This is a genomic window from Paenibacillus sp. FSL H3-0302, assembly GCF_037982245.1.
In the GTDB taxonomy this organism is placed as follows: Bacteria; Bacillota; Bacilli; order Paenibacillales; family Paenibacillaceae; genus Paenibacillus_AQ; species Paenibacillus_AQ odorifer.
Genome location: NZ_CP150284.1, coordinates 63,551 through 82,407, shown reverse-complemented (window position 1 = coordinate 82,407; position 18,857 = coordinate 63,551). Strand labels below are relative to the sequence as shown.

The window sequence follows — 18,857 nt, the reverse complement described above, 5'->3', positions numbered from 1 at the left end:
ACAATAATAAAATCACCACGTCTGGTCCTTCATATATGAACAGAACCAAATGCCTTTTAAATCAACGAAAAGAGTCTCCATCACCACCAAAAAAGTGGTATGAAGACTCTTATAGATTTACGTTATTGCAAACAATTACGCTTCGAAATTGTAAAGTGGTGTGCTCAGGTAACGTTCGCCGTTACTTGGGATAATGACTACTACTTTTTTGCCAGGGCCTAAATCTTTAGCTACTTTAAGAGCGGCAAATACAGCAGCACCTGAAGAAATACCAGACAAGACGCCTTCTTCTTTAGCTACACGACGTGCAGTTTCGAAAGCTTCATCATTCTCAACGTGGATGATTTCATCATAGATATCTTGGTTCAGAATCTCAGGGATGAAGTTAGCTCCGATACCCTGGATTTTGTGAGGACCTGGTTTGCCTCCAGCCAAGATTGGGGAAGCAGCAGGTTCTACAGCATAGATCTTAATATCAGGATATTGGCTTTTCAGCACTTCACCCGCACCAGTGATCGTTCCGCCTGTTCCGATACCTGCAATAAAAGCATCCAAAGGACCGCCGATGGATTCAATAGCGTCAATAATTTCAGGTCCAGTAGTCTCACGGTGAATCTTCACGTTCGCTTTATTCTTGAATTGCTCGGATGGGAAATAGCTTGGGTTTTCTTTCAGAATTTCGTCTGCTTTCTTAACCGCACCATTCATACCTTCCGATCCTGGGGTCAGCACCAATTCCGCTCCATATGCGCGAAGGAGATTACGGCGCTCCAAGCTCATTGTTTCCGGCATTACGATAACTGCTTTATAACCTTTAGCAGCAGCTACAAGTGCCAGGCCGATACCAGTGTTACCACTAGTAGCTTCTACAATCGTACCTCCCGGTTTCAGTAGACCTTCACGCTCAGCTTCTTCCACGATGCTGATTGCAATCCGGTCTTTTACGCTTGATCCCGGGTTCTGATATTCCAATTTCAAATAAATATCTGCGGAGCCTTCCTGTGCCAGACGATTCAAACGAACGAGCGGAGTACCTCCGATCAATTCTGTTACGTTGTTAACGACTTTAGCCATGAGCAAAAACCTCCTTAGAATGATAAATGCGATATAAGAACGTAAATTATGACTTTATGCTTCTGTGTATGGAGTTTAAATTGTTGACCACCGTCAGTTATTTCCGACTAAAACGGTAGGGTTTACGTTAATATCATATTATCAATCTTGCAGGCTGTTGTCAATATTTATTGATACCTCATATTTATTGCGTAAATCGCTTTCCACCTGCTGCAAGGGAGGGGCTTGCTCCAAAGCCAGCTCTTGACGTACAAGCGCCCGAATTTCTTTCTGATCCGGCATTTCTGGAGAGTGAATACTCTCCAAGCGGATAATGGCGAAGTCTTCCCCTGTCTCGATCGGACCGGCTATATCACCCACATCCAATCCAGCGGCAGTCTTTAACATTCCCTCTGGCCAAAAAGGGTCGTCTTCCTCTACTTTACCTAAGCTGCCTCCGTGCTGCCGACTCTCATCATCAATAGACACTTCCCTAGCCAAATCAGCGAAATCCTCACCCTGTTCCAAGCGATCCATTACCTGCTGGCCTTCCTCATAGGATGAGACCTTGATCATAGAAAGCTGCATTTCCTTTTTTGGAATGAAGCGCTCGGCATTTTGCTCTAAATAAGCATCTATATCGGCATCACTGATTGTAATGCCCACCGTGGCTATCGCTTGTAAGGACAGACGATAAGCTGTCTCTGCGAACACTTCCTGACGAGATAATCCGAGCTGAGATTGCATTTGAGCATAATATTGCGCTTCTGATTCGTACCCAACTATAGTGCGTGCCAGTTCCTGCTTAACCTCATCGTCTGTCACGGTAATTCCTAATGCCTTAGCTTCCATGTTCACGACAATATGGTTAAGCATACTGATTAACACTTCTTCTCCATGCTTTTTTTTGAGCTCATCCATCCACTGCTGATCCGTTATCGGTTGTCCGCCTGCAGTCGCTACATCCGGTGATTCATTGTCTGTTGTATCTCCTTTAAGAAGGGCCATGGCGCGCAAACTCCAGAATAATAGACCCCCGAGCATTAAAGTTGCAACAGCTAGAATAATAACCGTATTGCGAAGTGCACGTTCCTGTCTCGTCATCATCCCAATACCCTACGAATTCGCTTGTTCTAAAATGACCTGTAAATCGTCCTTATTGAAAACATAAGCCTCATTGCAAAAATGGCATACGACTTCAGCCTGTTCATCTTCTGCAATTAATCTCTCCAGTTCATCCCGTCCTAAGCTAACCAATGTCTGCTCTACCCGCTCACGCGAACACTGACAAGCAAAGTTAATATCCAGTTCATCCATAACCACTGCATCCGGCAACAGGTAGCGCAGCATTTCTTCTGGCTCCAGCCCCTGATCGAGAAGCGCTGTTACAGAAGGCATCGCCCCTACAGCTTTTTCAATCTCTGTGATCTCCGCATCAGTCAGACCAGGAAGAAGCTGAACAATAAATCCTCCAGCCACAATTACTGACTCATCGGTATCTACCAGTACACCTAGGCCAACCGCAGCTGGAGTTTGCTCAGAAACCGCAAAATAATAGGTGAAATCATCGCCAAGCTCCCCGGAGATAATAGGAATACTACCTCTGTACGGCTCTTTCATACCTAAATCTTTTATAACATCAATGAACCCTTCAGTTCCCACCGCTCCAGCTACATCCAGCTTCCCCATGCTATTGCTCGGTAAATGAATGTGAGGATTATGCACATAACCACGCACTTCTCCCAATGCATTGGATTCTGCAACGATTTGTCCGATCGGTCCATTCCCTTTAACCATAATACTCAGCTTCTCACTACCCTTGAGCATAGCGCCCATCATGGCTGCAGCGGTAACTGTACGTCCCATTGCGGCTGTAGCCGTTGGATACGTATCGTGTCTGCGTCTTAGTTCTTCAACCAATTCAGTTGTGCGGACAGCAAACGCTCTCACTTTACCATTAAGAGCCGTGCCGCGGATTAGTCGATCCTTCTTTTTTTCCATTGGGTGCATAGCCCTCCTATCTCTTCGCCTTTTAGGCTTCTTTATCTTTATTGGTTACGATCGTAAATAATTCTTAATCCTTCTAGCGTTAACATAGGATTTACTTCATCGATACAGTCCGTTTCACCCGCAATTAGCGAGGCGAGGCCTCCGGTCGAAATAACCTTCAGTTCGGGAGCGTTCATCTCGACTTTAATTCGTTTAACAATGCCCTCAACCTGACCCGCATAACCAAAAATAATCCCGGCCTGCATCGCGTGCACCGTATTACGTCCGATGACCTTTTTAGGCTTTTCCAATTCAATTCGCGGCAGCTTAGATGCCCGCTGGTATAATGCCTCTGTTGAAATGCCTAGACCGGGGACAATCGCCCCACCAAGATAATTAGCACCTGCATCAATGCAATCAAAAGTCGTAGCCGTACCAAAATCAACAACGACAAGTGGACATTTGTATTGTTCAATCGCAGCAACTGCATTAACAATCCGGTCTGCGCCAATTTCACGCGGATTCTCATAACGTAAGTTAAGCCCCGTCTTAATCCCTGGTCCAACAATCAATGGGTCTTTCCCTATATATTTAATACACATATCCTCAATAGTCTTAACCAGTGGCGGAACAACCGAAGATATAATTACACCTTCAACGTCTTTGACAGATACACCTGACATGTGAAAAAGATTGTGTATCATTACTCCATATTCATCCACGGTCGATTGACGCGCAGTACTTAGCCGAAAATGATGCAGCAATTCGCGTTTTCTATATACACCGAGAACAATATTGGTATTACCGATATCGACAGCAAGCATCATGACAAAGGCCCTTCCTTCTTGGCATTAAGGTCTAGACTGATATCCAGACTGGAGAAGGAGTACGTAAGGCGCCCGACAGAAATCACATCCACACCCGTTTCAGCAATCCCGCGTAAGGTTTCTAACGATACATTGCCAGAAGCCTCTGTCTTAACATGCGGAGCTTTCGATTTAATCCTAGCCACGGCTTGCTTCATCATATTGTTAGACATGTTATCGAGCATTATAATATCAGCACCTGCTGCCAGCGCCTCTTCGACTTGCTCTAAATTCTCGGTCTCCACTTCGATGCTCATCGTATGCGGGATGTTCTTCCGGGCACGACCTACAGCCTGCCGAATACCACCTGCGCCTTTGATATGATTATCCTTGATCATAACTGCATCATATAACCCAAAACGGTGATTAAAGCCTCCACCAATACGAACAGCATATTTCTCCAGCATCCGGTGACCTGGTGTTGTCTTACGTGTGTCCACTAGACGAGTTGGTAATCCCTCCAACACCTGCACGAAAGAAGCTGTACGTGATGCCATACCCGAAAGACGCTGCATCAAGTTAAGCGCAAGCCGCTCACCTGTTAGAATCGCATGTGTGCTGCCCTCAACCTCAATAATTACTGTCCCTTTAGTTACAGCTTGGCCTTCTTCGACAAGGGCTGTAAAACTAAGTGCCGGATCCACAATTTCAAAGACCAGCTCTGCAATTGGAATGCCACAAATTATACCGTCTTCCTTGGCATGAATAATCCCTTTGGACTCATGGCCCACTGGAATCGTCATCTGCGTGGTTACATCTCCGGAACCAACATCTTCCCGCAACCAAGCCTTGATGGATTGTACTAGCTCTTCATTGTAACCATTAAACATCATCGCTTAATTCCTCCACTATTCCCAGTTCGCGAATTTGAAGCAGGTGCTTACGCCACTGATCATCATCCCGCTGCGGATAATCCTCACGGTAATGCGCCCCACGGCTCTCTTCCCGTGCCAGAGCAGACTCTGTCACAAGCAAACAGCAGGTCAGCATATTAGCAAATTCATATTCCTCACGTTTGGACAATGCTGATCCAAAGATTGGCAGCTGTCGTTTTAATTCATCTAGTCCTTTAAGTAACATCTCTTCGTTACGACGTAGTCCGGCATATCGAACCATTACCTTCTGTAGCTTCAAACGACGTTCCACAATAGCTTGAGTTGGCGAATCTACACGTCCCTCGTTACTGTTAACCGATAAAACATCACGGTCCAGCGGGGAAAGCTCATGAATCCGATCAATAATACGCTGTCCGAATACAATGGCCTCAGATAATGAATTACTAGCTAAACGGTTAGCGCCATGCAGGCCTGTGGAGGAAACCTCTCCGCAAGCAAACAGACGTGGGATGGTGCTCTCTCCATTCAGATCGGTCTTAATCCCCCCCATCATATAATGCGCAGCGGGAGCCACTGGAATCCAATCACTTGTAATATCCAGTCCATAGCCCATACATGTCTCATATATTGTGGGAAACCGATGCTTCACCATCTCTGGAGATTCATGTGTAATATCCAAATAAACGAACGTTGATTTAGTATGTTCCATTTCACTTACAATAGCTCGTGCTACAATATCCCGCGGAGCCAGCTCAAGCAGGTCATGATAACGTTCCATGAACCGTTCTCCATTAATATTGCGCAAGACTGCTCCTTCCCCACGCACAGCTTCGGAGATTAAAAATCTAGGAGCTCCCGGGTAACTAAGTGCTGTAGGATGAAATTGAATAAATTCCATATCTCGTATATGAGCCCCAGCGCGATAGGCGATTGCTACTCCATCTCCTGTAGCTACTTCTGGGTTGGTAGTGTATCGATATAATTGTCCTGCTCCACCAGAGCACAGAATGGTCGCATCCCCTTGCAGGAACAACCTTCCACCACCGGGCCGTTGCAATAATGCGCCTACACATTCTCCACCTTCAGTGATGAGATCGATAACATAATGATCATCCCAGACCTCAATATTCTCATGTTCGGCTACCTGTTCCGCCAATGCACGAACAATCTCATAACCTGTAGCATCCCCATTAGCATGCAAAATACGGCGGTGGCTGTGCGCACCTTCCTGAGTCAAAGCCAGTACCCCATCTTCCTTATCAAACAGAGTTCCTAAGCGAATTAACTCATGAACGCCTTCCGGCCCTTCATTAACAAGTGCATCGACAGCTGTTGAGGAGCAAAGACCTGCTCCGGCCATTAAGGTATCCTGCCGGTGGTAAGCAGGGGAATCATCCTCAGCTATAACAGCTGCGATCCCCCCCTGTGCATAGCGAGTATTACTTTCCATTACTGATTTCTTTGTGATCATTATGACACGCCGATCTTCACTGGCTTTAATAGCTGTGAATAACCCGGCAATCCCTGAACCAATAACAATACAATCTGTCTTTACCGTAGGAATATCCCGAAGATCAAAATCAACCAAATATTGTGGAATCATGACCGCTTTTCACCTGTTTCAACGAAAGAGTAGCGCATGCTACCGGACTTGTAGCATGCGCTCTAGGGATGTTCTGGCTTTGTCGGCGACAGCAGGCGGTACATAGATTTGTGGCTTCATCGTCTCCAGGCATTTCACCAGTTTTTTTAGATTATTAACTTTCATATTAGGACAAACAAGAAATTTGGTAGCAAAATGGAATTCTTTATCTGGACTATCCTTACGAAGCTGATATCCGGTACCATCTTCCGTTCCAACGATAAATTGCTTACGATCCGATTTCCGGCAATACTCCAGAATTGATGTAGTGCTGCCTACATAGTCACCCATGGCGACTACTTCAGGACGACACTCTGGATGAACTACAAATTCCGCATCTGGATATTTTGCTCTCATTTCTACTACATCTTTGACGGTCAACATGTCGTGAGTGTTGCAATAGCCTTCCCAAATAATCAGCTTCTTGCCCGTCTGATCTTGTACATATTGACCAAGATTCTTATCTGGGACCCAAATAATCTCTTCGGCGTCAAGGGATTCGATTACTTTCACAGCATTAGCAGAGGTACAACAAATATCGGTTTCTGCTTTAATCTCCGCGGACGAGTTGATATAAGTGACTACTTTAGCATTTGGATGTTGAGCTTTTAGCTTACGCAAACCGTCTACATTGACCATATCTGCCATTGGACAGCCTGCACGTTCATCAGGAATAAGGACGGTTTTGTTCGGGGCTAGAATTTTTGCACTTTCCCCCATGAAATGAACACCGCAGAATACAATAACTTCTGCATCTGTCTCTGCAGCCTTCTGAGCGAGTAAAAAAGAGTCGCCCCGGAAATCGGCAACCTCCTGAATTTCATCACGTTGATAATAATGAGCTAAAATGATTGCGTTTCGTTCCTTTTTAAGCTGTTCAAGACGTATACGAAGTTCTCGATTCTGTTCCTGCTTGCGCTCAAGCGCCAGAGCTTCCACCGATTGTTCTCCCCCTTAAATCCTCGCGGCTTTTCGCCGACATGATGTTATCAAATGGCATGCGCCATCATGGTGAAAAAATGAACATGCTGATATAAATAGTAAGTAATATTAATCACTAATGTACACAACGTTCCAGCCTCTGTCAATGTAACTGGACAGGCTTTAAGGCATAGAATCCCTTAAAAATTAAAATAAAAAATCCGGAGAACAGTTACGTTCTCCGGATAAATTTACATCATATGAATGGTGGACCCAATTAGGTAAGGCTAGTGCCCCCACCTTTGTTGTCATCACCGGAACCGTCATTACCCTCAGAATCAGGGTTATTCGGGATATCCTTCGACAGGTCAGGAAGTGTGGACTGTTCATCCTCAGGCTTGCCTTGAATGCGAACTCGCACATCACCGATATTGTCGATGACAGGCTCGCCAACTTCATGGGCAACACCTTCGCCACCCTCTGGTTTACCATCCTCGGAAAGGAATCCTTGTTCAATCAGTTGTGTGATCTGATCAAGCTCAAGTGTTTCTTTCTCAAGTAATGTATTGGCAATCAAGTGCATTTCTTTGGAGTGTTTGATCAACAGATCTTTACAACGTTCGTAACTCGAAGTAATAAAGTTCTGCATTTCCTGATCAATCTCATAAGCAATGGAGTCACTGTAATTCTGTTCATGCCCAATATCACGACCCAAGAATACTTGACCTTGAGAAGATCCGAACTGCATAGGTCCAAGCTTATCGCTCATACCGTACTCCATAATCATGGCACGCACGATGCGCGTAGCCTGTTGGAAGTCACTGTATGCACCCGTACCGATCTCACCAATAAACAATTCTTCAGCAACACGTCCACCAAGTAATCCAGTAACCTTATCCAAAAGCTCCTGCTTGGTAACGATCATCCGATCTTCCTTCGGAAGCATAATAACATATCCGCCTGCACGTCCGCGTGGGATAATAGTAACTTTATGCACCATATCGGCGTGCTCAAGGAAGTAACCTGCAATAGTATGGCCTGCTTCATGATAAGCTACAATACGTTTCTCGCGGTCACTGATCACACGGCTGCGTTTCTCAGTACCTACGATAACACGGTCAATAGCTTCATCCACTTCAATCATGGAAATATCTTTACGGTTACGACGTGCAGCTAGCAAAGCTGCCTCATTCAGCAGATTCTCCAGATCAGCACCTGTGAATCCGGTTGTGCGTTTAGCAACAACATCCAGTCTTACATCTTTCGTAAGCGGTTTGTTACGAGCGTGAACCTTAAGTACAGCTTCACGGCCTTTCACATCAGGACGGTCAACCGTAATTTGACGGTCAAAACGTCCTGGACGAAGCAATGCCGGATCAAGTATATCAGCGCGGTTAGTCGCCGCTACAATAATAATGCCTTCGTTACCACCGAATCCATCCATCTCAACCAGCAATTGGTTAAGCGTCTGTTCACGCTCGTCATGTCCGCCACCAAGACCGGCGCCACGCTGACGACCCACAGCATCAATTTCATCAATGAAGATAATACATGGAGCATTCTTCTTAGCATTCTCGAACAAATCACGTACCCGAGAAGCACCGACACCCACGAACATTTCCACAAAGTCAGAACCGGAAATACTAAAGAAAGGAACGCCAGCTTCACCTGCTACCGCACGGGCAAGCAATGTTTTACCTGTTCCCGGAGGACCTACAAGCAATACGCCCTTAGGAATACGTGCGCCGACAGCTGCAAATTTGCGTGGATCTTTTAGGAACTCAACGACTTCGACAAGCTCTTGCTTCTCTTCGTCCGCCCCTGCTACATCCTCAAAGCTGATTTTCTTCTTCTCTTCATTATATAACCGAGCCTTGCTCTTGCCGAAATTCATGACTTTACCGCCGCCACCTTGCGCCTGGTTAAACAGGAAGAAGAACAAGATGAACATAATTACCAGTGGGATAATTGAAGAAAGGAATGTCAGCCAAATGCTGGTACCTTCCATTTTCTTCTGAGTTAATTCAATCCCATTAACATCACTGGCTTGAATCAGTTCATTGATAGCGGCATCTGTAGGAGGAATATATGTGGAGAAGCTTTTCGATTTAGTATCGGCAGGCAGCTCTCTATACTCACCTGTGACCAGAAAGGCATTACCCTCAAACTGAACCGTCAAATCCTTCACATTGTTGTTCTTGATCTCCTGCCGTAACTCGTCGTATCTAGGGAAATCGGCGGCTTCATTTCCATTGCTCACAAACTGGACAATACCCACCACGACTAAAAATAAAATCAAATAAAAACCAGAATTCCGGATGAACCGATTCATCCCCTACCTCCTCTCACAACACTCAAGTTATTGTACCATAGCCTCTTGGGACACCTCAAATAAAGGAAGTTGTGGGTATCCGATCCGTATGATCGAGGCAGTCCTTAGTTCAATTGGAATAAATCTCAGGTTTCAGTACTCCAACATATGGGAGGTTCCGATACCGCTCGGCATAATCCAATCCGTAGCCTACTACAAATTCGTCAGGTAACACGAAGCCTGTGTAGCTGGCTTCAAGATTAACAGTGCGGCCTGATGGTTTATCAAACAAGGTAACCACAGAGATAGTAGCAGCATTCCGGTTGCGGAGCAACTCAATTAAATAGCTGAGTGTAAGACCACTGTCAATAATATCTTCAACGATCAAGATATCGCGGCCTTCTACCGATACATCCAAATCCTTAATAATTTTGACTACTCCAGAGGACTTGGTGGATGCTCCATAGCTGGACACTGCCATGAAATCCATCTCAACAGGTACTGTAATGGCTTTAACCAAATCTGCCATAAATATAAACGCACCTTTTAGTACACAAATTACTAAAGGGGTACGACCTGCGTATTCTTCGCTCAGTGTTCGACCGAGCTCCTTAATTTTCTGCTGAAGTTCCTCTTCGGTGATCAATACTTCTTGAATATCGTTTTGCAACTTGCGAAACCTCCTAAGTTATACTATGAAAGACTTACTTCGACCATTACGTGACTTCGTGGTCATCCAGCTCTGCCAGAGACAATAGAAGTACGGAGGTCGTGTGCCGCCCTACTGCGGCATGCATCGAGCGTCTTACGCCCGGAATCCAGACGATATTGCCCAAACCATCACAAACGAGGGGAATCAATGACCGTTCGGAAGCAGGTATTTTATCATCAATATAAATATCTTTTACCTTTTTGCTTCCGTTTAATCCCATGATCCTTATGGTATCTCCAGGCAATCGGGATCGTATCGTCAGTGGAAAGACCAGTTCATCACGGTCAAACCAAGCCGACATCTTCCCATAATCCTCCCCCTGTACAAAAAAGTTTTCTCTCTCCAGTACCGCCATCGACATCACCTTACCTATTTCCTCCAATTTAAGCTCAGAGTCCGGTAAAAACAGACGATATGTATAGCTTGCCTGTGGCGTCGTGGGCTTGGACGAGAACAAGATACTATCATATTGCCGCACACAAGTCAGGCCTCCACCCAAATCCAAGCTCCAGGTGGTGGGATAGCTCTGCAGCGTTCCCCGACGTACAGCTTCAATCTTGGGGAAATCAAGGGCAGATAAATCCGCCGACAGATAATTTAATATTAGTTTAATCAAACGCCGTTGTAAAGCGGAGGGTATGGCAGCAAATGAAGCTCTGTTAAAGGTGTATTTCCCATCCCCTTCCGAAACTAGCTCTTCAAAGCATTTTGCCGCAGACGTCTCCATATACTCATCTTCAGCTCCCGCAATTTCCGCAAGCTGTACGAGGGATTGCCTCACTCTGCCATTATACTTTTCCAGAAAAGGAAGAACTTCCAAACGAATGGCATTCCGCTTGTATTTCGTCAGCAGATTGGTGGCATCCTCAGCATAAGTGAAACCTTCATTTTGGCATAACCCTAAAAGTGCTGTTTTGTTAATACGTAGGAATGGGCGAATGAGTTCCACCTTTTTTTCTGTTCTTTTCCACTTGATACCCGACAGTCCAGATAAGCCACTTCCGCGTAATAGACGCATAATTACAGTTTCTGCCTGATCATCAGCATGATGAGCCAGAGCAACAGAACGCGCCCCATATCGGTGAGCCGTATCAATCAGAAATTCGTACCGCTTCTCACGTGCAGTACCCTCAGGACCAAGTCCACTCTCTTTAGCCAAGGAGGGAATATCGAATTCCGCAAACTCAAAGGGCAGTCCCAGTTCTTCAGCCATACCACGTACGAGCTCTGCCTCTTCCTTTGACTCCGGCCTAAATCCATGATTCACATGAGCACATATTAAGGTAAGCGGTATAAATTTTAAAGATATTTCATGTAAAACATGCAAAAGAGCCACAGAATCCGGGCCGCCGGAAACTGCGACTACAATGGTGTCATGGGGCGCCCACAGCTCATGCTCGGCTGCTGACTCCAATACAGACTCCACCAGTCCATTCATTTGCTCCATATGCGCCCCCCTCTCTCTCCAACTATATGTATGAGTTCAAAAACGGAATACCCAATAAATCGTAAAGGCGAGCAAAAACAAAGACAATGCGAATGCATTTTTTAACCACCGGGGGGTGTCCATACTATCCGGGCGCTTTCTGCGCGAGTTATAAATATGGTTTCGCCAGACCTCAGTAGCATCCGCAGAGCCTGAGAACCCCCCTTTTAACGCCATACAAATCCAGGAGGATAGTTTCTTATTGGGTAAATTTCTAGCCAGCTTAAATAATTCGTCCACACTTCTCGTCTGCGGCAGCTGTAAGGCTGCCTTTTTGAGCCCTTCTTCATTGAGCAAACGAAGACACAGCACAGCAAATGCGAAAAGATCGTAACCCTCATCGCTGATTCGACTGCCCGCATTCCAGAAACCACGATCATGCCATTCGGTAAACTGCTTCACGCTACGACCAATAGGGCTTGTGCCCCCAAAGTCGATCAGTTCCACTTCACCGTATTTAGATACCATGACGTTCTCGGGCTTCAAATCACCGAACACAAATCCACATTCATGCAGTGTGCGCAGCTTTTCAAGCAGACCAAGACCTACCAGGCCTAACCAATCGGGACCGTTTTTCGATAAAAAATGATGCAGCGGTTTGCCTTCAACATACCTCATCACATAGAAGGGGATATTATCCCCATTCGCAAAATCATCCGCTTCCAAAAAATAAGAAGACAATGGATTCTCACGACGAGCCCGATGTTCATTCCGCTTTCGTCGCGATTGCAGCGAGGTCAGTACATTGATCTCCGATTGAAGTTCAAGTGTATCGTATCCGATTTTTAGCGCGTACCTTTCCCGTCTGCCTTCTCTTTGCACAAGATATACGGTTCCGTTCGCGCCCCTTCCCAGCATCCGCTCAACGACATAACGGTTACCCCGCCATTTGCCGTTAATTAAGGTACCAGTAGGATAGGACGGATTAGACGACATACCCACCAATCATCCCTTCTCTTTCGTCGTGGTCATCGCTTAGTCGGCGTCCACGATGTTCATCCAGTGTATCATAACGATAATGTTCAAGCACCTTGAAAATAGCTGGGCCAGTCGGTGTTGCGCCTCTCATGTGTAATTTAGAGAATAGCGTACGAATACCTGACATGTCATGCGTCCAATCCAGGTCAAGCTTGGCATCTTCACTGCTGTTATTTCCGGGAAAATGAAACACAGCGATCTCACTCTTGCCTTCCCGTGCTTCTAAACTGAGTGCCAAATCGCGGATTGCATCTTCCACAGCACCCAGTTTAGGCTTCATACTGGCACTGGCATCGATAAGAAGTGCAATGCGCAGCGGCGTTGTTTCTGTCAGTTCATCTACAACTGTAACAACCTGTGAACGTTGAACAGGAGGCAGCTGATCCAGTGAGCCGTCGCCTAGTATCTTTTTTACCTCTTTATTAACCGCCTGCTGGATCGTCTGAACCACGGTCTTGCGTGTCATCATCTGAATCGTCTGCGCCAGTTGTGGTGTTCCGACTATTCGGCTAAGGCCTCCCCCGGCCTTGGCAATGTCAGCAATCTCCCGGCTGCCGATTTCACCGATCGTACCATAATCAACTACACCGACCACATTTACGGTGATTCCCTCCTGCAGGGCATGCGCCGCTGCCAACACCGGACTTTCTCCTACATTCGAACAACCGTCAGTAATGAGCATAATTTGCTTCATAACCCTCAACTCCCCCTTTGTTTGAACCTCTGTTTCTAGCATATCCAGAAATGAGAGATTTCAAACGGTCGATATTAAGTGGGGGAATTTCGATCAAATAGGGGGGGTAGTGAATAGTGGAACTGCGAGAAATGTTTGGGCTTTCGATCGCTGTTGTCCTCAGATTCCTTGATTAGAACCGCCTCACGCGGTTGGAATCCGAGGACAAAGGCGAACGCTCCGCTTCTACAGCTCCAAACTTTCTCTCCGTTCCATACCTTCACTAGTAAACAGTTTAGATCTACAGATTCCGCCCCAAGTCAACCGACCATTGAAACGAGAATAGTAGAGGCCGGCGAGTTACACATCACGGACTCGCCTCGACTGCCTCCATTAGCACGACGCCTTACGCGTGCTACAAACTCACAAGCAACACGACGCTTCGCGCGTGCCCCCAAGCAGCACGATATCTTGCACGTGCTTTAAACTATACAAGCAACACGGTGCTTCGCGCGTGCCCCCAAGCAGCACGATATCTTGCACGTGCTTTAAACTATACAAGCAACACGGTGCTTCGCGCGTGCCCCCCCAAGCAGCACGATATCTTGCACGTGCCTTAAACTATACAAGCAATACGACGCTTCGCGCGTACCCAACATTAAAACCTACTAAACCTAAAATAACTAACTTACCGTACGCGGACGCTCCATACGGCCGATGCCCGGCATATGCAGGCTGGACCATTCCGGATGGAAATGATCAAGACGGCTGACGACAATAGTCATGTCATCAAGGATCTCATTGCCCTGATAACGGATCACTTTCTCCAACAGGCTGTCCGCTAAATCCTGAGGATCATCACCCTCAAGCTCTTGGATCATCCGTTTCATCCATATCTCCTTATTAACGGCATATCCAGGCGCATCATAAATACCATCGGTCATCATAATTAAAATATCGCCGGGGCGAAGCTGCATACTGATTAAATCCACATCAATATCTTTAATGATTCCTATCGGCAGATTGCTAGAGGTTATTGGAATGACCTCACTCCCCCTCCGGATGAAGCTTGGTGCTGAAGCAATCTTCATAAACGTTGTCTGCGCAGAATATTGATCGATTAAAGCCATGTCCACAGTAGCATAGAATTCATCAGGGGAGCGTAATAAAAGAATTGAGTTGACCGACTTTACAGCCAGCTTCTCATCCATTCCGGATTGCAGCAGCTTTTCTAACATGCCGAGTGCGGCACTGCTCTCCATCCTTGCCCGCTCACCATTCCCCATACCATCACTAATGGATACTGCAAAGGTGCCATTTCCAAGCTCTACGGTGCTGAAACTATCGCCAGACAGCATATCTCCACCTTTAGAAACAACTGCCACACCCGTGTTTACCTCAAAGGCTTTGGCTGAACCAAAGGTAACCATCGAGAGTCCTTCCCGGGGATGAACCGCCGTCTCACTCATGACAGCAATATTCTCATCCAGAATGTCGGAGAGGAGTGGGGCAATCATTTTACGGCATTCATCAAAACCGCGATTATAAGCGTGCACTACTTCTATTTCTACGCGTCCTGGGTCCAGACTTAAAATTTCAATGCCATGAATAGACAGTCCCAATTTCTCAAGAGCCTCGCGGATTTGCGCTTCCTGCCGATACATGGCCTGTCCCTCACGCTTAATTTCCTTGGCCAAGTCTTCCATAACCTGTGACACGCCTGACAACTGCTCGGCAACAAATTGGCGACTATCGTATATTTGTCTTTTCCACCGCATATCATGTTGGTAGAGATCATATTGTCCCTTCATGACCTCAAGCACTTCTCCGGTTTTGCCACAAATACGGCTCCATTCCGGTGGCAGCTGAGCAGCCGTAATATCAGGGCATTCCTCAACAGTTGTCATCATATCTGTCATGTATCTATATGTCTGATAGAATTTTGCATCCCAGCAGTGGGTACGGCGAATGCATCCAGCACAGGCGCCTTCTGTGACCGTATTCATAAAATCTTCCATTTCACGATCCGATTTGCCCACTTCTCCGGCACGTGGAATCTGACCAAAGCTACTGGAGAGCTGTTGGAATACCTGTGAGAATTGAGTGACCCGTTCTGCAGTCAGATCCCTGACCCTGCGGGCATATTCATGTTGAGATCGGCTATGATCTGACGTGCCCGGTACATATTTTGCAATCGCCGATATCATCGCCTTAGGCGTTATTAGAAACAGCACTATTGCTGCGCAGGTCTCCCATGTTGAGGCCATCATATCACCCGGACCCGTAAAATAGACGGAAAGGATCGTTGATCCTAGCAACATGCCAATAGATACCGCACCCTTTCGCCCACCCTGCATCATTCCCGCTAGCATTCCGGAGAAAGCAAGCAGACTCATCTGATAGATAGCACTGATATCGGCCAGGCTGAGGATCAACCCCGTCACCACCCCAACAGCTGCACCGAGGGGAGCGCCCCCCGCCATGGCAAAGAGCAGAATTAAATAACGAGACAATATATGCTCTAATGACCAACCATTAAGGGTCCAGCCCACAAGGCCTGTCATTACGGAGGCTAACAGAATAATAAGGCATAAAACCTCCTCGTTCCTCAGCGATCTGCTCTTTTGTTTGTAAGTTAGTAGAGGAAGTGCCTGAATGAACACAAGGGTAAGAACAAACCCAAGTAAAGCATCCAGAGTTGTCATCATAAAGGGGTACCAGGAAAGAGACGGTCCGAGAACAATCTTGAACAGGCCAACCATAAACGAGGATACGAATACCATAAGGGGTGCATAAGACAAATCTATTCGTTCGAAACTTTCAAGCCCTCTATAAACAAGAAAAAATATAATTAGTTCAGCCGTAGTAACCAAGGCACCCGGAAACGGAGTGAAGAGACTTCCAGCTATAATAGCACCTGCTACAGGTAACATAGAGTCTCGACGCATAAACACAATGACGGCAAAATATGCGACAGCAAAAGGGGACAGCTCGTCCAGAATCATAGCTCTACCTAGCAGAAACCCCATAAAGCTTAACAGAAGCATCCACTTCTTCGCTGTAATAAGCTGAATATATCGCTGCTTCTGACCCCAAGCTATAATACGCGTGCCTAAGGCTTGTCTCTGCTTCTTATCTTCGCTTCCCACTCTTGTCCACTCTGGCAAATTCACCACATTGCTTTTACTCATTTCCCTACACCACCCGTTTAAGAATTTATGGTTCTCATTATATAGCGGGTCATTTGAGAAAGTTTGTCAGAAATGGAGGGACAGTCATAAGAAATTTCCGACAAAAAAGCCTTTGTTCATTATTCCTAAAAAAATAGATCGATCCCTTGCGGCGCAGTAGGTTGCTTCTCCTTAAGCTTGTTTCCAGTGCAGTTTTAGGCGCAAGCCTGGCGGTCATTCGCCAGCGATTGCCCTAGAGTTATGTGAGAATGACATGGATGCTGTCGGCAAGTTTATATGACACGACAAAAAAACCGCAAGGGCGAAATGCCCTTGCGGTTATTTATGATGTACAGGTATTGGATTATACGCGTTTGGCTCCACGGCCTCCGCGCTTTCCTTCTGTGTTCTTCTTAATCGAAGATATCCGTTCTTCGCTGTCTTTCAGGAATCGCGACATTTTATCCTCGAATGAAGGTTTACCGGCTGCAGGCTTAAATGGACGCCCACCCCGTTCACGATTGAATCCACCGCCGCCTCCACCACTGCCGCCACCGCCGCCGAAACGGTCTCCGCCGCTAGGACGTTCTGGTCTTGGAGCTCTAGGCGGACGTACTTCCGATGCTGGCTTGTCAACAGCCTGCTTAATGGAAAGTCCGATCTTGCCGTCCTTATCGACGTTGATCACCTTGACGGTTACTACATCACTAATCTTCAGATGATCGTTAACATCCTTGACGTAATTATCGGCGATTTCCGAGATGTGAACGAGACCTGTGACACCTCCTGACAGATCCACAAATGCTCCGAAATGCGTGATGCCTGTCACTTTGCCTTCTAACTTGGTGCCCACTTCAATTGCCATAGAATAAAATGATCCTCCCTTAAAAATATACAGACGAATATTAAGGTCATCCTGTCTGCGGTGATTTGATTATACAGTAAAGAGCAAAGCAAGGCAACAGAGTAAAAGCCTCTTTTAGCCAGTATTATTGCTCTGATTGCTCTGTTCGAATAGGAGTTTCCCCTTGAGGATAGATATTGTACCATTTACGCGCTAATTGGCCAATATACTCATCATCATTAAGTCTGGACACTTCATATTTCAGTTGATTCAAAGATGCTGTGACACTCTCACTAGTCTTTTGTTTCTTGGCGAGTTGCTCGCCCTTGTCCGTAATTGCCGCACTTTGATTGAAGTAAGTATAACCCGCCCAGCCAAAAAATACTGCCACAAAGAGAATCCACATGACTCTTCTTCTCTTCGCGCCTGCGGCCGAATTTTTGCTGGGATTACTTTTCTCTTCCGCAGTGAATCTGTTCATGCAGCGTACCCCCTAATTCAAAGGTCAGCGTTTCCGCCATTTGGTAATCCATCCAGTAATCTTCACGATCCAGGCGCTATGCTTAAGCCGAGATAACCATGGAGAAATCCACCTTACTGGTAATACCCAAATTGGCTTCGTTAGACGCAGCAGAAGCTTAAGGATGAATAATAGAATACGACCTAGCAGCACTAGCAACCCTATAATAAGGCGCCAAAGCCAGCGAAGAGGTTTACCTATTAGAATCTCCACAAGTCTCCATAGCAATCTGCACATATACTGAACCGATTGAATTAACATTAACACAAAACGCCGCACCGTAACACTGAAGATCAAAAAATAGATCCATATTCCTAGAAATAAACCTAAAAAGACATAAAATCGCAATTGCCCCTGATTTCCGGCATAGAGCATTCTAAAAACAAACAAAGCAGCACAAAGCCAATACAGCAGGTCAAGCATGGCATTCAGCCATTTGGGAAAATTGAACTTGAGCGACAGCACCCGGTAGCTGTCATAGGCCAGTCCCATTGTCACCCCGGCCAATATCATGTAGAACAGCGTCAGCCACTGAACTGCAGGATTCATTTAAATAGCTTACCGAGTAGACCTTTATTTTTGCCCTGCGATCCGGGATCTAGATAAATCAGGGAATGTACATTGCCCTCCAAGGACAACAGTCCATTCTCCAGACTTAAATTTTTGATATGTAAATGATTCCCGCGAATGGTGAGATGGCCGAGTTCTGTACGAAGCAAAAATTCCTCGCTATCAAAGCTCTCCACATTTTGCACGCCCGTCAACTCTAGCTGTTTACGACTGCGCATGTGCAGATCATGCTGTTTATTTACCTTTCCTGGCTCGATCATAGCATGTACCCCTCCTTCTTACCTCT

Annotated in this window: 17 protein-coding genes; all 17 read right to left on the bottom strand. The window is 46.1% G+C overall.

The features are described from left to right. Positions 1-135: 135 nt before the first annotated feature. The gene (gene cysK, locus MHH50_RS00375) at positions 136-1,074 is read right to left on the bottom strand and encodes a cysteine synthase A (RefSeq protein ID WP_036678737.1); all 939 of its coding nucleotides are present in this window, start codon (positions 1,072-1,074) and stop codon (positions 136-138) included. Positions 1,075-1,215: 141 nt separating this feature from the next. After that, the gene (locus MHH50_RS00370) at positions 1,216-2,160 is read right to left on the bottom strand and encodes a peptidylprolyl isomerase (protein WP_081390648.1); all 945 of its coding nucleotides are present in this window, start codon (positions 2,158-2,160) and stop codon (positions 1,216-1,218) included. Between the two features lie 9 nt (positions 2,161-2,169). Next, on the bottom strand, positions 2,170-3,054 hold the full coding sequence (gene hslO / locus MHH50_RS00365) for an Hsp33 family molecular chaperone HslO (protein ID WP_036678742.1): 885 nt from the start codon (positions 3,052-3,054) through the stop codon (positions 2,170-2,172). Between the two features lie 47 nt (positions 3,055-3,101). Beyond that, positions 3,102-3,869: a type III pantothenate kinase gene (locus MHH50_RS00360; protein ID WP_076186821.1), complete on the bottom strand. Its 768-nt coding sequence runs from the start codon at positions 3,867-3,869 to the stop codon at positions 3,102-3,104. After that, a complete protein-coding gene (nadC, locus tag MHH50_RS00355; RefSeq protein WP_340033834.1) occupies positions 3,866-4,741 on the bottom strand; it encodes a carboxylating nicotinate-nucleotide diphosphorylase in 876 nt (291 codons plus the stop codon). Before nadC ends, MHH50_RS00360 begins: the two co-directional genes overlap by 4 nt. After that, positions 4,731-6,347 carry an L-aspartate oxidase gene (gene nadB, locus MHH50_RS00350; RefSeq protein ID WP_076130078.1) on the bottom strand — a complete coding sequence of 539 codons (1,617 nt, stop codon included), beginning with the start codon at positions 6,345-6,347 and terminating at the stop codon, positions 4,731-4,733. The genes nadC and nadB overlap by 11 nt, the downstream gene beginning before the upstream one ends. Before the next feature lie 39 nt (positions 6,348-6,386). Then, positions 6,387-7,325 carry a quinolinate synthase NadA gene (nadA, locus tag MHH50_RS00345; protein ID WP_036678753.1) on the bottom strand — a complete coding sequence of 313 codons (939 nt, stop codon included), beginning with the start codon at positions 7,323-7,325 and terminating at the stop codon, positions 6,387-6,389. A 259-nt stretch (positions 7,326-7,584) separates the two neighbouring features. Further along, a complete protein-coding gene (gene ftsH, locus MHH50_RS00340) occupies positions 7,585-9,639 on the bottom strand; it encodes an ATP-dependent zinc metalloprotease FtsH (protein ID WP_036678755.1) in 2,055 nt (684 codons plus the stop codon). A gap of 109 nt (positions 9,640-9,748) precedes the next feature. Next, positions 9,749-10,288, bottom strand: a complete 540-nt coding sequence (gene hpt / locus MHH50_RS00335; RefSeq protein ID WP_036678757.1) for a hypoxanthine phosphoribosyltransferase — start codon at positions 10,286-10,288, stop codon at positions 9,749-9,751. Between the two features lie 46 nt (positions 10,289-10,334). Beyond that, positions 10,335-11,777: a tRNA lysidine(34) synthetase TilS gene (gene tilS / locus MHH50_RS00330; RefSeq protein WP_076303348.1), complete on the bottom strand. Its 1,443-nt coding sequence runs from the start codon at positions 11,775-11,777 to the stop codon at positions 10,335-10,337. A 36-nt stretch (positions 11,778-11,813) separates the two neighbouring features. Further along, positions 11,814-12,758 (bottom strand): serine/threonine protein kinase, encoded by a 945-nt coding sequence (locus tag MHH50_RS00325; protein ID WP_094902328.1) that lies wholly within the window; start codon positions 12,756-12,758, stop codon positions 11,814-11,816. Further along, on the bottom strand, positions 12,742-13,488 hold the full coding sequence (locus tag MHH50_RS00320) for a VWA domain-containing protein (protein WP_038568031.1): 747 nt from the start codon (positions 13,486-13,488) through the stop codon (positions 12,742-12,744). Before MHH50_RS00320 ends, MHH50_RS00325 begins: the two co-directional genes overlap by 17 nt. Before the next feature lie 662 nt (positions 13,489-14,150). Beyond that, complete coding sequence (gene spoIIE / locus MHH50_RS00315; RefSeq protein ID WP_076130076.1) at positions 14,151-16,658, bottom strand: stage II sporulation protein E; 2,508 nt, start codon at positions 16,656-16,658, stop codon at positions 14,151-14,153. Positions 16,659-17,001: 343 nt separating this feature from the next. Continuing rightward, on the bottom strand, positions 17,002-17,502 hold the full coding sequence (locus MHH50_RS00310; protein WP_036678766.1) for a S1 domain-containing RNA-binding protein: 501 nt from the start codon (positions 17,500-17,502) through the stop codon (positions 17,002-17,004). A gap of 124 nt (positions 17,503-17,626) precedes the next feature. After that, a complete protein-coding gene (locus MHH50_RS00305) occupies positions 17,627-17,962 on the bottom strand; it encodes a septum formation initiator family protein (RefSeq protein WP_076130075.1) in 336 nt (111 codons plus the stop codon). Positions 17,963-17,986: 24 nt separating this feature from the next. Further along, the gene (gene yabQ / locus MHH50_RS00300) at positions 17,987-18,550 is read right to left on the bottom strand and encodes a spore cortex biosynthesis protein YabQ (protein WP_076186815.1); all 564 of its coding nucleotides are present in this window, start codon (positions 18,548-18,550) and stop codon (positions 17,987-17,989) included. Continuing rightward, positions 18,547-18,831 (bottom strand): sporulation protein YabP, encoded by a 285-nt coding sequence (gene yabP, locus MHH50_RS00295; protein WP_036678773.1) that lies wholly within the window; start codon positions 18,829-18,831, stop codon positions 18,547-18,549. The genes yabQ and yabP overlap by 4 nt, the downstream gene beginning before the upstream one ends. Between the last annotated feature and the right edge of the window lie 26 nt (positions 18,832-18,857).